At 42.7% G+C, this 16434-nt stretch carries 9 protein-coding genes and 1 pseudogene; 3 read left to right on the top strand and 7 right to left on the bottom strand.

Annotated features, from left to right (window positions below; all coding sequences use genetic code 11):
* The first annotated feature begins 10 nt into the window (after positions 1-10).
* Positions 11-697 carry a DUF6745 domain-containing protein gene (locus F8R90_RS06255; RefSeq protein WP_230966149.1) on the top strand — a complete coding sequence of 229 codons (687 nt, stop codon included), beginning with the start codon at positions 11-13 and terminating at the stop codon, positions 695-697.
* A gap of 55 nt (positions 698-752) precedes the next feature.
* Here the strand turns inward: F8R90_RS06255 and F8R90_RS06250 are convergent, their stop codons facing one another.
* Complete coding sequence (locus tag F8R90_RS06250) at positions 753-2600, bottom strand: vWA domain-containing protein (RefSeq protein ID WP_196510031.1); 1848 nt, start codon at positions 2598-2600, stop codon at positions 753-755.
* A gap of 300 nt (positions 2601-2900) precedes the next feature.
* Between F8R90_RS06250 and F8R90_RS06245 the strand changes: the two genes are divergently transcribed.
* Positions 2901-3260, top strand: a complete 360-nt coding sequence (locus tag F8R90_RS06245) for a Rieske (2Fe-2S) protein (RefSeq protein WP_190893762.1) — start codon at positions 2901-2903, stop codon at positions 3258-3260.
* A gap of 259 nt (positions 3261-3519) precedes the next feature.
* Here F8R90_RS06245 and F8R90_RS06240 read toward each other — a convergent pair whose 3' ends face one another.
* Positions 3520-4065 (bottom strand): Hsp20/alpha crystallin family protein, encoded by a 546-nt coding sequence (locus F8R90_RS06240; protein WP_196510030.1) that lies wholly within the window; start codon positions 4063-4065, stop codon positions 3520-3522.
* Between the two features lie 848 nt (positions 4066-4913).
* Here F8R90_RS06240 and F8R90_RS06235 point away from each other — a divergent pair.
* On the top strand, positions 4914-10613 hold the full coding sequence (locus F8R90_RS06235; protein WP_196510029.1) for a PAS domain S-box protein: 5700 nt from the start codon (positions 4914-4916) through the stop codon (positions 10611-10613).
* Between the two features lie 101 nt (positions 10614-10714).
* On the opposite strand, the gene F8R90_RS06230 is transcribed toward F8R90_RS06235, so the two are convergent.
* The 5 genes and pseudogenes from F8R90_RS06230 to F8R90_RS06210 all read right to left on the bottom strand — a co-directional run.
* On the bottom strand, positions 10715-12022 hold the full coding sequence (locus F8R90_RS06230; RefSeq protein WP_196510028.1) for a CO2 hydration protein: 1308 nt from the start codon (positions 12020-12022) through the stop codon (positions 10715-10717).
* Positions 12023-12120: 98 nt separating this feature from the next.
* Positions 12121-13617, bottom strand: coding sequence for an NADH-quinone oxidoreductase subunit M (locus F8R90_RS06225; RefSeq protein ID WP_196510027.1), 1497 nt, complete (start codon positions 13615-13617; stop codon positions 12121-12123).
* 113 nt (positions 13618-13730) lie between these two features.
* A complete protein-coding gene (locus F8R90_RS06220) occupies positions 13731-14444 on the bottom strand; it encodes a carbonic anhydrase (RefSeq protein WP_196510026.1) in 714 nt (237 codons plus the stop codon).
* A 71-nt stretch (positions 14445-14515) separates the two neighbouring features.
* Positions 14516-16180 carry an NAD(P)H-quinone oxidoreductase subunit F gene (locus tag F8R90_RS06215; protein ID WP_230966148.1) on the bottom strand — a complete coding sequence of 555 codons (1665 nt, stop codon included), beginning with the start codon at positions 16178-16180 and terminating at the stop codon, positions 14516-14518.
* A gap of 19 nt (positions 16181-16199) precedes the next feature.
* Positions 16200-16434, bottom strand: a pseudogene (locus F8R90_RS06210) (ISKra4 family transposase); the annotation flags it as partial.

Below are 16434 nucleotides of genomic sequence, written 5' to 3'. Positions count from 1 at the left end.
GCTCAAAATCATGTCGAATGGACGTGTGCCGAATAAACCAGTTCAGCAACGCCCAAACCAAAGCCACGAGCCTGTATCGGCTGAACATGCTCGAAAACTCATCCTTGAGCATCGCGCTTGGGATGGAATGCGCGTTTTGGGTCATCTGGATTTAAGCGGTGCATTGGATCTTTACAATCTACCTGAAAATCTCACTTGTGAAAGTCTTGATATCAGCGACTGTGTAAACCTCACTACCCTTCCCACAGGACTCCACGTCACTTATTGGATTGAGTTGGCCGGAAGTGGGATTAGCAGTGTATCTGCGGGGCATGGTTTTGTCTGGCGCTGGCGAGGCGTGCAGGTGACAGATAAAATTGCCTTTGAATCTCAGTCTATAACGGGGCAGGATATCCTCAATATAGAGAATGTTGAGTTGCGCCGCGTACTGATTGAGCGTCTGGGATACGAGACATTTTTGCAGCAAGTGGGAGGATTGATCCGCGATCGCGATCAAGACGCTGGTGGAGAACGTCAACTAGTCTACATTCCTTTTGAGGATGACGAGCCGTTGATGGTCTTGAAAGTCACCTGTCCATCCACAGGACATATTCATATTTTGCGCGTTCCCCCTCACATGCGAAGTTGCCATCAGGCAGCCGCCTGGATTGCAGGGTTTAATAACCCAGATGATTATAACCCTGCGATCGAGGCGTAATGTCAAGGAGGCAGGAGGCAGTTGGTCAGTTTAATACGGTTCGGTTAACTTCAACTTAATTAGTAGTGTTGGGTTGGACAAATCGCTTAATTTCACCACACGCAATATAAGATTTGCCATCAGGTGCTGTTTTGACTTCATCAACGACATAAAGCATCCCTTCCTCACGAACCGATCGCGGAAAACGCATGTTCCAATCTGGTTCATATCCATCGGAAACCACCCTAGCGCGTAGCTTGCTGCCATCTTTGACACACTGAACTAAAATGCTCTCCCCGACAATATCAGTTGTGGGAAGATCGGCGGCACTCGCTGGGCCTTTAGAAGCTTTGCCTGTGTTAGTTAGATTCGATTGTCTAGGCGCAACAAAAATATCTGCTTCACCGGGTTGAGCAAAACGGTTAATATTACCACATACACGGTAGAAAGTGCCTTCGCTTGAGAGTTCCAGCCCTTCAACTACATAGCGTGCTCCCTCGGCACGAATGGCGCGGGGAAACTGGACATTCTTTGTTGAATCGTAGCCTTCGGAAATGACTTTGACCCGGAGTTTACCTCCTTCACGAGTGCAGTATAATTCAACACCTGAACCAACTTCATTAACAATCGGCATCGCGTACACTTCATCGCCAGCCGTGACACCGCGACCTACCAGATCGCTACGATTGCGGTTCATCGTTTGGTAACTCTGATCTCGCAGTTCTTTACGTCCGGCATTACCTAGAGCTTTTTGGGCGATTCGACCCGCAAAATACTCAAGCTGATCGATCTCCTCAGCAATTTCAAAATTCTCGTTTAACCCTTTATCCCGAAGCTCATTCACAAGAGTACGGAGGGTTTCTTCCGCTTCCTGATGCCTGCCATGTTCAGCTAAATTTAGGGCAGTCTCTTTAGCTTTAGCGATCGTGAGGCGACTCAGTTCAAGAATGATATGGCTTGTAGAGGCAAAAGCTGCTTCCTCGACGGTGCCAACTTTAGCGATGATATCTGCTGTGCCTGACACACTTTGAATGAGGTCATCTTGCACAACATCGGCGCTGTAATGCAGTTTCATCAGAGGTAACTCACCAACTTGAGCGCTTGATATCTCCAAACTCAAACCGAGAAGTTTGTCTTCGCCCTCGTAAAGCTCCCCCAAGGTGATGACAGCTTGACCAGCGTCATTTTGGCTAACTTTAGCAAGACTTAAGGTATCAACAAGGCTGACACCATCAGCCAACTCAATTGTTACCAATAGGTTCTGTCCTACTACTGCTCTGAGACTGTCTAGTTCAATACTAAAAACTTCAGTTGCTTCGTCGATGCTCTGAATGAAGTAGAAGTTGCCCGTAGCAGCTCTTGCCATACCAATCAGCAAGTCTTCATTGAAACCCTGAGCAAAACCTAACGTAGTTGTGGTAATGCCTTCCTCAGCTTTTTGCCCTGATGTCGCCGTCAGTACCTTGGGGTCTTGAATGCCCATATTGGCGTGACCATCGGTAAGCAGGAGAACACGGTTTATTTTTTGCGGATCAAGTCGCGTCTTCACATGTTCACAGCCTTTGAGCCATCCCCCCGATAAATTGGTAATACCGCCTGCTCTCACCTTGCGAATAGAATTTTTCAGTGCAGCCTTGTTAGTCACAGCCTGGGGTGGTACAACGCTATCCACTTCATCGTCGTAAACAACTACTGATAGAATGTCATCTGGCTCAAGTTGATCCACCACAGACTCAGCAGCTTTGAGTGCATGATGCAAGGGAGCGCCTGCCATCGAGCCAGAACGGTCAATTACAAGAGAAAGGTTAAGGTTACGTCGGGGAGATTCAGCTATGTCAGCACGAAAACGTAGCAGAATATTAGTCTTTAATGAAGAGCCTGCGGGGAGGATAGACTGGTCAAATTCGTAACTTGTCTTAATCATTTTTTATATCTCTCAAAATTGTCTGTTATAAACTACAAACCTTATGATGCAAGGATAGGAAGTGCTCCCTTTAGTTTACCCAGAAATCGCTTTCTTAAGTGTCAAAATGAAATTTTGTGTAAGATTTTATAGTTATGCTCTTTCACCACCGTAAGCAAACCCCATCGTAAACATCGCTCTTTTGGGAAAAGTTTGTGATCTTGTGATTTTATCCTTCCCCACTCCCCAGTACTGAAAGGCGATCGCAGTGGTCACAATTGCGAGAAACTGAAAGCAGATCAATTAGGAAAGGAGAACCTAATGAGTTGGACTAAAGTTCTTGCAGTCGAAGCACTTTCCCCAGGTACGCGACAAGTAGTGAAAGTTGGCAACCGGAAAATTCTGGTTTTGAATCACGAAAATCAGCTTTATGCTGTAGATAACAACTGTCCCCACTTAAAATTACCGTTGAAAAGTGGGAAAATTAATGAAAGTGGAGCAATAGTTTGTTCCTTCCATCGCAGCGCTTTTGATCTGCGGACTGGTGAGGTACAAGACTGGTGTTCCTGGCCACCTGGTGTAGGTAAGGTACTCTCGTTGGTTTCGCCACAAAAAGCATTGCCAGTATTTCCTATTCGTGTAGAAGAAGGCAGTATCTGGGTTGATGTGCAAGAGGAATAGCTCCTTCTCACTCAATTTACTAGCATTGAGCAAATATCTGAAGTTGCGAGTAGGCTCAAAAATTTTACGAGTCGTGATGCGTAAAGCCCCCGGTTAGATACCGGGGGATATAAGCGAAAAAGCTGAATTTATTCAGCAATAAAATGGTTTAAGAGTTAAGCGACAAAAACCCCAGCCGATGAGTTTAGCTGGGGTTTCTATCAAAATTTAGCTATTTCAGAGATATAGAAACTATTGATTGAGAAAATCGAACATCTTCTCAAACAGTTTGAACGCTTGGCTGTGATGTAGTGTTGTTGGGTTGTGTATTTCTATTGCCACCTTCTATAGAAGCTGTAGCACTTTGAGATTGACCTAAATTAACTTTGAATACCTTGTTCTGCTCTTGCTCCAGTTTGGGTAAATTCAAAATTAAAATCCCATCTTTCAGGTCTGCCTTAACTTGTTGATTCTGAACTTTGCTTGGTAGAGGTATTATTCTAGTGAACTTGCCATACCGGAATTCAGAATGAACTTTAGCGTTAGATTCGGAATGTTTTTCGTAACGATGCTCACCAGTAATCGAAACTGCATCTTGAGTAACTTGAACATCCAAGTCTTTAGCTTCCACGCCTGGAATCTCAACTCTTAATAGGAACTCTGAACCATTGTCAGATAATTCAACAGCAGGAACCCACGCTGTTCTCGGTGATGCAGAAATATCGGAACTGCTGCGCTCGGCTGCTGTGATATCAGAGAAAAGTTGATCCATTTGACGACGCAGAATCTCCATTTCACGGAATGGTTCCCAACGGATGAGTGCCATATCTCAATCTCTCCTTAACTTTCTAATTTACTTTTGAGTAATCAAACAAAGTTTTAGAGGTATTTAGAGGTCTTTCAGTAAATATCAAACCTCTAATTTTTTTAGAGAGAAGCTTTATTTGCTTTGTTTTTTCTCTCTAGTAACTAATTTAATAAAATAAAAATCTAAAAACAGTTGGGTAAACCGTACAGACATAAGTTGGATTTACCGTATCAAACAAAAAAAGGGTGAAAAGCTTGAGAATAGTTAATATGGACGAGAACGAACACTGAATTCTCTATTCATGAGCAATGCCACATCGTAGAAACGTATGTATAGTTTATGACAGTTTTATTGAGGACGTGTTCTGGTCACAGACGGAGCTATTGTAAAAGCTGTAAGTAAGCTGGTATAAATAATTGACGCTGGGTAAGGCAAGAGGCAAGAGTTACAAGGGTTTTAACTTAGTTCATTTTTATCTACATAGTTTGATTTTATTGTGCCAACTTACTTAGTTGAACTCGAACCGAGAATTTTCTTGGACATCGTTTATGGTAAAGGGTGGTTGTACCGTGTACTCTGGTGTCGTGGGTTGGCTGGAGAGTTACCAATTTGATTGAATCAGCACAGTGTATGGCCGATGTCCGCTTTGTTGTATATTCGCACTTCGATATTCGGTAACAGAGATTTGGCAGTATTCATCGGTTCTCCTGCTTTATCTGCAACTTTTACCTATACCTTACGCCAAAGTATGATATTAAGCGATAATAATTCTATTTACAATCTTTTAACAAAGTTTTGCTTTCTGATTTGATGTTCAGTTTGATTCAAGAAATTATTCCTGATTTAAAATTAACTCGGTAATTTATATGGAAGCTCAACAAATAACAATTTTATTAGTTGATGATCAGCTAGAGAATTTAAATTTTTTATCAGACATCCTTCAACATCAAGATTATCAGGTGCAAACTTCCCTTTCTGGGCAATTGGCAATCAAAAGAGCGCTGGCTTTTCCCCCTGATTTGATTTTGCTAGATATTCTTATGTCAGATATGGATGGTTATGAAGTTTATCAACATTTGAAAGCTCACCAGGAAACTCAATATATTCCGATAATTTTCTTCGGTATTTTAGATGAATTGTCTGAAAAAATAAACATCTTTGATTTAGAACATGTTGACTATATTACTCAACCATTCCAACCTAAAGAAATTTTATTTCGTATACAAAATCAACTTACTCTGCAAAAGCTGAAAAAACAGTTAAAAGAAAAAAATGCTCAACTACAACCGGAGATTAAAGAGGATCAAAGGAATGCAGTTGAGTTAAATATTCTGAACAAAGAAATAGAAGATATTTTAAAAGAAATTCCTGTTGGCATTGCTGAAGCTTTTTGTAAAGAAGTTTACCAAAGCGATGGCTGCGCCAACGCCGAGAGCGAACGCCTTTTAGTTGAAGCCGCCCTAAAGAAGAGTGAAAGTCAGTATCGCCACCTAGTAGAGACATCCCAGGACATGATCTGGTCAGTGGATATTGATGGACTACTTACCTTTGTCAACCCGGCAGTCAAGCAGATTTATGGCTACGAACCCCAGGAAATGATCGGGCGTGCCTTGACTGATTTCATCTCGCCTACACAAGTTGCTCAAGATAAAGCAGCCTTTGAGGGTGTTTTTCAGGGAAAGTCGATCTTCCAACATGAAACTACCTGTGTAGCCAAAGATGGTACTTTACTTTATCTAATGTTTAATGCGATCGCTTTACGCAATGAAGAAAATCTAGTTCTAGGTATGACAGGTACTGCTAGTAATATTACACAGCGTCGAGGAATCGAAAAATTACTCCAAGAAAGTGCGATTAAGCTCCGCAATCATAACCTAGTGCTAACTCAACTGGCACAAAATCAGACGCTTTATCAGGGCGACTTGAAGGCAGCCTTGTGTAAAATCACAGAAACAGCTGTCAAAAATATTGGAGTAGAACGAACTAGTGTCTGGCTATATGACGAAACAGGCATGAAACTCCAGTGTTTTGACCTATTTGAAGCTAGCCGCAATCAACATAGCGAAGGACTTTCCTTGGCAACGGCAGACTATCCAGCTTATTTTGCAGCTTTGCAGCAAGACCAACTAATCGCCGCAGATAATGCCCATACCGATCCCAGGACTAAAGAATTTTCTGCGTCTTACTCAAGATTAAACATCACATCTATACTCGATACACCCATTAGGCTGGAGGGAAAAACCGTAGGAGCTTTATGTCTAGAGGCGGTGGGAGTTACTCATCATTGGACGCTAGAAGACCAAAATTTCGCTCGTTCTCTGGGCAATTTAGTATCCTTGGTGTTGGAGGCAAAAGAACGCCAACGCGCAGAAGCAGCGCGACGGGCTTCTGAAGAAAAGTTAGCATCAGCTTTTCGGTCATCTCCTGATCCTATTGCCTTAATTACTCTTCCCAATAACCGCTATGTCGAAGTTAACGACAGCTTTTGTCGGTTTTTTGGTTATTCTCGTTCTCAAGTCCTTGATCGCACCGATCAAGAATTGAATATTTGGGCGAATCCAGAAGAATATAATTTCCTCGCCCACACGTTGCTACAAACCAAAGCCATCCGCAACTATGAGATTGATGTCTGCACTTCAACAGGAGAAATCAGGACAACACTGTTTAGTGCGGAAATGATCGAGATTGATGGGCAATTCTATGTGCTAGGCACAGCGAAAGACATTACTGAACGCAAGCAGGCAGAAAATGAAAGCCGTTTGCTACTGTTGACAACCCAAGCTATCACTCGCGCCAATGATGTCAACAGCGCTTTAGTCGTAGTCTTGCGCTTAATTTGTCACACCATTGGTTGGGATTTTGGTGAAGCATGGATACCTAATGAAGATGGTACTTTAGAACACAGTCTGGGCTGGTACGGTGAGCAGAGCAGTTTAGAAGAATTCTGCCGCCAAAGTCAAACTGTGAAATTTGCTCTGGGAGTGGGACTACCAGGAAGGGTTTGGCAAAGCCAGGAACCAGAATGGATCGAAGATGTTTCGGAAGTTACACAGCCAGTTTTTTTGCGATCGCAATATGCCGCAAAAGTAGGATTAAAAGCTGGTTTTGGTGTTCCCATACTAGCTGGAAAGGAAGTCTTAGCTGTTTTAGTGTTTTTTAAACGTAGCTCAGTATTGGTAGATCGGCGTTTGCTCTTGTTAGTAACTGCTGTTGCTGCTCAGTTAGGTGGGTTGATTGAGCGCAAAACCCTAGAACAAGAACTAGCACTCAGAGAAGCTCGCCTCAATGCCTTTTTTAGCAGTGCTCCTGTTGGCATGAACATTGTAGATAACCAGCTGCGGTTTGTGCAAATCAATCAACTGCTGGCGGAAATTAATGGACTACCCCAGCAAGATCATATTGGCAAGACAATCTATGAAGTCTTACCCCACATCGCCCCCTTACTGGAACCAATTTACCAACAGGTTCTGTTGACTGGTCAACCCATTCTCAATCAAGAATTAAGCGGCGCATCAATTAAACAACCAGATATTATCCGCCACTTCTTAGCTTCTTATTTTCCAATTCCTGGTGAGGACGATCGCCCCTCTGGTGTCGGTACAGTTTTAGTAGAAATTAGCGAACTGGAAGCAGCGCTACGCGAACGCAAACATGTTGAACAAGAACTGCGTTTAGCCAACGAACGCCTACAATATCTACTCACTTCTAGCCCTGTAGTCATTTATAGCAGCAAAAAAAACTCAGGAGATTTTAGCACTACTTTTATTAGTAAGAATGTTAAAGCAATGGTTGGGTACGAAGCGCAAGAATTTATCGAGAATTCAAGTTTTTGGCTCCATCACGTCCACCCACAAGATATTGAACTCATATCGGGGAAATTTTCCCAGCTTGTTGAACGAGAGTACAGCTCCTACGAATACCGCTGGTTACACGCTGACGGAACTTATCACTGGTTTTACGAAAAGATGAGGTTAATTCGTGACGAAGTTGGTAACCCTATAGAATGCGTTGGTTATTGGGCAGACATTAATGATCGCAAATTAGCAGAATTAGCTTTGCAGTCAGGTCGGCAAAGATATAAACTTCTAGCGGAAGCTTCACCAGCTGGTATATTTCACACTGATGTAGATGGCAATGTTTTATATTTTAATCAACGCTGGAGTGAGATTACTGGATGCAGTTTAGAAGAGTCTTTGGGAACAGGTTGGGCAAAAGCAGTACATCCAGACGACCGCGAGCAGCTATTTTTGGTATGGAATCAAGCAATAGTTGCCAAAAAACTGTATAAGTACGAACATCGATTCTTGCGTGAAGATAACACAGTCGTCTGGGTAATTTGTCAAGCTTTGCCAGAATTTGGAGATGATGGAGAAATTAAAGGTTACATCGGCACAATTACAGATATTACCGAGAGAAAATTGGCAGAAGAAGCCTTGCGTGAGAGTGTAGAACGAGAAAAAGCGATCGCCCAAGTGATTCAAAGGATGCGCCAAACACTGGATTTAGAGACTATATTTGCGGCTACAACTCAAGAATTACGGCAAGTGCTCAACTGCGATCGGGTTGTTGTCTATCGTTTCAATCCCCACTGGAGTGGCGAATTTGTCTCCGAATCGGTGAGTAACGGTTGGATTTCTCTAATAGAAGAACACAACAATGACCCTTATCTCACACAGGGTGTGTTACAAAATGGTCATTGCCTAGCAAAAATTTTGGATAACGCGGATAACCAGGTGGAAGATCCTTGTCTGCAAGCCACCCAAGGTGGAAGTTTCCGTTGTGTCCCAGATATTTACAACGCTGGGTTTCATAGTTCTTATATCAACCTCTTAGAGCGCTTTCAGGCAAAAGCTTACATTATTGTGCCCATTCTATATGGTAGTCAGCTTTGGGGATTACTAGCGAGTTATCAAAATTCCGATCCCCGCCAATGGAAACCAGGAGAAATCAACATCGTAGTTCAAATTGGTAATCAATTGGGTGTTGCTTTACAGCAGGCACAATTGCTGGCGCAAACTCAAAGGCAGTCACAAGCATTGCAAGAAGCTGTGATTACGGCTGATGCTGCCAACCGTGCCAAAAGTGAATTCCTCGCCAACATGAGCCACGAACTACGAACTCCACTCAACGCCATTCTCGGTTTTACCCAAATCATGAGCCACGATCATGCTTTATCTACTGAACATCAGCAAAACCTAGCAATCATCAATCGTGCTGGCGAACATCTCCTCAACTTAATCAATGACATTTTGGAAATGTCTAAAATCGAAGCCGGTAGAATAACATTAAATCTCAACAGTTTTGACTTAATTCGCCTCTTGGAAAACCTCGAAGAGATGTTGCGGTTCCGCGCCACCTCCAAAGGATTAGAATTGGTATTTGAATATACATCTCAACTCCCGCAGTATGTTCAAGCTGACGAAAGTAAACTGCGTCAAGTGTTGCTTAACCTCTTGGGAAATGCAATCAAATTTACCGATACTGGGAGAGTGATACTGCGGGTGTGTCTAGGGGCTGAAGAATCGGGAATGGGGACTAGGGGCTGGGAAGTAGGAGAACAAGGGGAGATAAAGGAGCAAAATTTTCCTTATCTCCCTCATCTCTTCTTCGAGGTACAAGACACCGGTCGTGGTATTGCCCCACAAGAAATTGACTTACTGTTTGAAGCTTTTGGGCAAACTGAAACCGGAAGAAAATCGCAACAGGGAACGGGACTAGGTTTAGCAATTAGCCGCAAATATGTACAACTAATGGGGGGAGATATTAGTGTCACCAGCACCATTGGCGAGGGAAGTAAATTTGCTTTTGATATTCAAATTGGTTTAGCCACAGCTAGCGAAATCCAGATAAAGCAAAATAGACGTCAAGTCATTAGTTTAGCGCCCGATCAAACCGAATACCGGATCTTGGTGGTTGATGACTCCACAGACAGCCGTTTAGTACCAGTAAAAATTTTGGCATCTATCGGCTTTACAGTCCAGGAAGCGGCAAATGGCACTGAAGCGATCGCAATTTGGCAGACATGGCAACCACACCTAATCTTAATGGATATGTGGATGCCAATTATGGACGGCTATGAAGCCACAAAAATTATTAAAGCTAGAGAAGAAGCTTCAAATCAAAATCGCAAAACCATTATCATCGCCTTAACCGCTAACGCATTTGAGGAACAACGAGAGGCAATGATTAAAGCGGGTTGTGATGATTATATTAACAAGCCCTTCCGCGAGGAACAATTACTAGAAAAATTGAGTGAATATTTAAAAGTTCAATATATTTTTCAAGAAGAAAGCTATCAGATAGCAGATGCAAGACACCAGGAAACAGAACCAATTTTGACGCTTACAGATTTAGTGACTCTATTATCTGAAATGCCGCCGGAATGGGTGAAACAGGTGTACACTGCCGCAGCTCAATGTAGTGATGACTTAATTTTAGAATTGATTGAGCAAATCCCTTCAAAAAATGCAGGGCTACGAAATTTTATCAAGAATTTTGCTCAGAATTTTCAGTTTGAAAAAATTATGGAATTGACGAGTCTTACAGGAGTATTATCCAGTTCATAAAAATTAAAGCTACGGTATACACACAAGTCTTTTAGAGTTTTACTACAGTGTTTAGATTCCCCCTACTAACCCCCTTTTTTAAGGGGGATTGGGGGGATATCTTATCGATAATCTTGCTTTTGAATACTCCCCAAACGAGCAGCATCACGAATATTGTAGTCACTTCGGGTAAAGCGATTTAGCTGCATCTCAAAGAAATCACGATTGGCTTGTAAATGCTTGGGATTTGGGTCATCTAAAGGATATAAAAGAGCAGTTCGCAAAGCTTGAATTACCGCAGAAGTGACACAGTACATTGACCGTTGAAAACTAACTCCCAACTGAATCAACATATCTTCTTCACCCCGGCAATGTTGGCTATAGTAATCAACAAGATATGGGGGCAAAAAATGCAGCATATCTTGCATTAATAATGTGGGGGGAATGCCAGCAGTACCTACTGGAAATACATCAGCGTAAAGAATACCATAGTGAAAGTCTTTCTGGTCTTCTGGTACTTGACGCGCTTGAGCATTATAAGATTTTGTCCCCCGAAAGGGTGCAGTGCGGTAGAAAACAGCTTCTACATAGGGCAATGCAGCTTCATATAACCACATGAAACCCTTTGATTTGGGCACAATTTCGTAGCATTCGCCACGAATATAAACGTGATGGTAAATCGGACGACCTGCGATCGCAAATATACCATTAACTAAGAAACTCATTGCCTCTGGGACGCTGCTAATGCTACCTTCGTCATAGCGATCGGACATTTCAAAGAATACCGGGGCCATGATTTCCCAGAATAAGCCCAGGTTGGCGTAGTATGACATCTGGCGGCACTGTTCCAAAAACATATCGGGGAACAGCTGGTAAAGCCCCAGCATGACGGGGTTCCCTTGGAAGTAAGCTTTAATTGCCCTGTCGGCGTTGGCTTTGTATTCGTCTGAATCTAGGTAAGGGTCAAATTGCCCACCCATCCCTCTGTGCCACAACATCGCCCGCATACAAGCTTCAGCAAATTCCATGTTAATGCGATCGTGAAACAAGTGATGCAACAACTTTGGCATTTTGAAAGTTTCACCTTTCTCAATAAATGCTAAAAGTTCTGGATGTGCAGTAGCTTCGCCGCGCCAAATTCGCAAATCGGCATCATCGCCAGCATAATGATTATGCAGTTCTAAATACTCTTTGGGTAAGAAGTATTTAAAGAAGGGAAGCGGGTTTAAAAATTCGCGTTCGGCAATATAAAGTAGGTCACGCCAGTAGAAATCCATCGGTACAGCATAAGCTTTGTATAAACCGATGATTTGCATCAAATTTTCTGGAGTATCGGGTAACATTGCACCGCCTGCTTCTAGGCGATGAATTACTTCAGCAAATTCGTGTTTAGAAGGAGGTAATTTAATTGCTGTTTTAATTGCTGTCATGTTAATCAGAAATTGGTAGAGACGCGATTTATCGCGTCTGGGGGATAGGTTTTGAGACGCGATAAATCGCCGTCTCTACAAGTGTTTTGATCTATTTATTATTTCAGCGCTACTTCAGAGATTACGGTTTTTTCTAAGGAGGGAATTGCAGCCACCATTGTTGTAGTTGTGGATTCACTCCAACGCACTAACCAAGTAGGTTGTACTCCCAAAAAGATGATGAAAGCTGCCAAAATTAAAGCTGGTATTTTCTCAGACCAAAGAACTTTAGGATAGTAAGCGAAGTTATCCAGTCTGCCAAAACAAGTGCGGTTGAGGAGGATGACAAAATAAACTGCGGTTAATCCACTAGCCACTACACACAAAATTGTTGGAATGGGGAAGGCAGAGAAACTACCTTGAAAGACGATAAATTCGGCGATGAATCCTGTTAAACCGGGAATACCTGCGCTAGCCATTCCACTTAAAACTAATAAAGCGCTTATTAAGGGTAAACCGCGTATGGGACTCATTAAACCATTGAGTTTATCTAATTCGCGGGTGCCGACTTTGGCTTCTACGACTCCCACCAAGTGGAAGAGAATCGCCAGGATGATACCGTGGCTAAACATTTGGGCGACTGCACCCACCAATGCTAAGGGAGTACTAGCGGCACCAGCTAGCAAGATATAGCCCATGTGACCGACAGAACTGTATGCTACCATGCGCTTGATATCTTTTTGAGCGATCGCAATTACTGCCCCATAGATAGCGCTGACTGCTCCCCAAATTGCTAAAGTCGGTGCAATAATACTCCAAGCATGGGGAAACATACCCAACCCAAACCGCAGTAATCCATAGGTTCCCAGCTTTGCTAACACACCACCGAGAAGAATGGCAATTGGTGCTGAAGCCTCAACATAAGCATCTGGTAGCCAAGTATGGAAGGGAACTAAAGGAATTTTAATGCCAAAACCCAATACTATCCCTGCTAGTAAAAGGATTTGTTTTGCTGTTGACAGGTTTTCTGTTGAGACTGCATCGAAAGCAAAATTGGTAGAACCACTCAGCCACACCATACCCAAGAATGTCGCCAGAATGAATGCTCCTGAAACAGCAGTATAAATCAGGAATTTAATTCCAGCATAACCCCGTTTTTCCCCTCCCCAAATGGAAATTAGTAAGTAGAAGGGGATTAATTCTAGTTCGTAGAATAGGAAGAATAGTAGTAAATTCTCTGCTAGAAAAGCGCCTGCAACTCCTCCACTAACTAATAAAATCATGGAGTAGAACAACCGAGGACGTTCAGTTTCTTTACTACTGCTGTAAATAGAAATCCAGGTGAGCAGGCTATTTAACACCAACATTAATATAGAAAGCCCATCAACACCTAATTGGTAGCTTAATCCCAGAGTTTCATTCCAGGGCAAATACTCTTTAAATTGCATCCCTGGATTGCTGATATCAAATTTTAGCAGGATAAAAAGGTTCCAGAAGAGAACTATCCCAGAAAAAATTAATGCTGTTACACGAATGCGATAACTAGGAAAACTTACAGGTAATATTGCTATGAGAGCAGCGGCTAAAATTGGCAGCCAAATCAAAACACTTAACATGGCAATTTGGGATTTTAGAAAAATTGGTAATTGTTATAAATGTCTATGAATTCACGGTAGCAGCTTAATGAAATACGTTTCCAGGTGCAACCTGGAAACGATATTTAAAAAATCTAACTAACTAGACTGATCCTGCCAGTATCTAAATCGTAATAACCACCGACTATTTTCAGCTTTTCTGCCTTGATCAACTCAGATAAAACTGACGAGGATTTTAATTTTTCAACTTGTGCCAAAATATTGGCTTTACAAGCGTTTTCTAACTTATCTCCTGGCTCTCCTTTTGAGCTTTCCACACTTGGTTTAATTGCTTGAAGCAAAGTTCCAATTTGCCCTGGCACTTGAGCGCCTTTGATTGCAGCATCTACCGCACCACATTTTTCATGCCCCACTACCATGATGACTTTAGCACCTAATACTAAGCTGCCAAATTCTAAGCTACCAATTTCTTCTGGTGTGGCAATATTACCAGCTACACGGCAGACAAATAAATCTCCAAGTCCTTGGTCAAAAACAATCTCTGAAGGCACTCGTGAATCTGCACAACCGAGAACAGAAGCAAATGGCTTTTGACCTTTGGCAACTTCGACTAAACGTGAACGTGTTTGGTTAGGATTGCGCCGTTTTGCTTTGACAAATCTGTCATTTCCATCTAATAACTCTTGCAGTGCCTTATCGGGGGTAATATCATCTTTTGCTGGTGTTTTTTCGGCTGCAAGTAAGTTTGAGCTAAGTCCGGCTGTCAATACACCTGTACCGATCGCACCTGCACCAAACTTGAATAAACTTCTTCTGGAAAGATTGAACTGGGGATGTAGTCTGCTCATGGAATTCTCCTCACAATATTAAACTGTCTGTTTGTAATAAAACGGTGATTGAATTAACTGGGTGTAGTGATTTAGAAAATCAAATTTAAAAACTGCACTCCCCACAATGGCCAAGCAACCCACATTCCTAAAACGCCTACTCCTAAAAGAACGGTGAAGGCATAAAACTGTGTTTGTCCAGAGGTGCTGTATTTGAGACTTTCGCCACCCAATAGCGAAAATAAACCAACCAAATTAACGATACCATCAACGACAAAGCGGTCAATCATATCGGCAAGTTGGGAAATTTTGGCAACTCCAAAAATAATGGTCATTTTATAGAGTTTGGGAGTGTAAAAGTCGTATGCAAACAAGTCCTGTAAACCTTGCCAAGGAAGGCGAATTGGTTTAGGAATGTTGCCTAAATAAATCACGCCAGTGATGCTGCAACCGAAAATACTCGACCAAATTAAAAGTAGTGCGACATCTTTATTTAGAGTTGCCCAATCAGGTAAAAGTGATAAGCTTTGCAACACTAAAGGAAGATGTAGACTGACACCAAGTAAAATCATCATTGGCACAATCATTGGCCAGTGAGCTTCAGGCGATCGCTGACTCATTTGTGTAGCTTTACCGCCAAAAATTAAAGCGAATTCTCTGGTTAAACTCACGGCTGTCAAAGCATTTACCGCTATCACTACTCCCACTAACCAAGGTTGCGTTTCCCACAACCCATCTGCTAGTTTCACCAGTGCCCAAAAGCTACCCAAGGGCGGAAAACCAATTAATCCCAAAGTCCCGATGATAAAGGCTATTGCTGAAATCGGGCGGCGTGTCCACAATCCGCCTAATTGGGTTACGTCTTGGGTAATGCTATTCCAAATAATTCCGCCAGTACTCATCACCAGCAGGGCTGCGGATATGGCATGGGTGAGTACTAATAACAACGCCGCTTCGTATTGTTGCACTCCCACGGCGATGAATACTAAACCCATGTATGCGCTGACAGAATAGGATTGGCAGCGTTTAAGATCAATTTGAGCGATCGCAATTAAAGAAGCACCCACCGCTGTCACTACCCCAATGGCCACCATTGCCGAGGAAACTATGGGCGAGATGGTTAACACAGGTTGCAGTTTAATCAGCACCCATGCACCACTAGCAACTACTACCGAGTTCCGCAAAATCGTACTGGGAACTGGGCCTTCCATTGCTTCATCTAACCACAGATGCAGGGGGAACTGAGCACATTTACCCATCGGCCCGGCAATTAAGGCTAAACCTACCAGTGTCATTGTTGTCGGGTTGACGTTAGCAGTAGCCGCCCACTTGGCTAGTTCTGGATAACTCCAAGTTCCGGCTAGGGGCCATAGTGCCAATACGCCCATCAGCAAGAATAAATCTCCCACCCGCTTGGTTAAGAAAGCATCTCTCGCACCTGAGACTACTAACGGCTGGCTAAACCATAAGCCGACTAGTAGGTAGGTTCCCAGCGTCAGGACTTCCAATATTACATAGCTGAAGAACAAGTTATTACATAGAACAAGGGCACATAGTCCCGCTTCAAATAATCCTAATAAGGAATAAAAGCGTCCCCAACCCCAATCCATTTCCATGTAGCCGATTGCATAAATCTGTGCCAGCAAATTCAAGCCAGTAATTACAACTAAAGCGCCGACACTCACCGAGGATATTTCTAAAGCAATGGTTAGGTCTAAACCAGCCGTAGATAACCAAGGAATAAATACTGGGAGCATCCACTTTTGGCAGAAAGACTTAAATAGTTAACAAACCATTGAGATAAGCACAACGAATAGAGAGGATGTGATTAACACTATCAACATTCCACTGTGCGCCAGAAATTTTAATTCTCGCACCAATTTGTTTAATAGCAGATTCAACTGCTCCAGAACCAATAGAACAAAGTTGTTCAGCCTGGTAATAGGCATAGTTGACAATACGAGAGCGATGTTTTTCAAGATAAGCAATGAAGTTCTTCGCCTGTTTACCT

It is taken from the genome of Nostoc sp. NZL, from assembly GCF_015714705.1.
GTDB lineage: Bacteria > Cyanobacteriota > Cyanobacteriia > Cyanobacteriales > Nostocaceae > Nostoc > Nostoc foliaceum_A.
Note: the sequence above shows the minus strand (reverse complement) of the source record. Positions and strands in the feature narration are given on the sequence as shown.

Coding starts and splice junctions, on each gene's coding strand:
- F8R90_RS06255 (WP_230966149.1), top strand. CDS start 11: ATGTCGAATGGACGTGTGCCGAATAAACCAGTTCAGCAACGCCCAAAC.
- F8R90_RS06250 (WP_196510031.1), bottom strand. CDS start 2,600: ATGATTAAGACAAGTTACGAATTTGACCAGTCTATCCTCCCCGCAGGC.
- F8R90_RS06245 (WP_190893762.1), top strand. CDS start 2,901: ATGAGTTGGACTAAAGTTCTTGCAGTCGAAGCACTTTCCCCAGGTACG.
- F8R90_RS06240 (WP_196510030.1), bottom strand. CDS start 4,065: ATGGCACTCATCCGTTGGGAACCATTCCGTGAAATGGAGATTCTGCGT.
- F8R90_RS06235 (WP_196510029.1), top strand. CDS start 4,914: ATGGAAGCTCAACAAATAACAATTTTATTAGTTGATGATCAGCTAGAG.
- F8R90_RS06230 (WP_196510028.1), bottom strand. CDS start 12,022: ATGACAGCAATTAAAACAGCAATTAAATTACCTCCTTCTAAACACGAA.
- F8R90_RS06225 (WP_196510027.1), bottom strand. CDS start 13,617: ATGTTAAGTGTTTTGATTTGGCTGCCAATTTTAGCCGCTGCTCTCATA.
- F8R90_RS06220 (WP_196510026.1), bottom strand. CDS start 14,444: ATGAGCAGACTACATCCCCAGTTCAATCTTTCCAGAAGAAGTTTATTC.
- F8R90_RS06215 (WP_230966148.1), bottom strand. CDS start 16,180: ATGCTCCCAGTATTTATTCCTTGGTTATCTACGGCTGGTTTAGACCTA.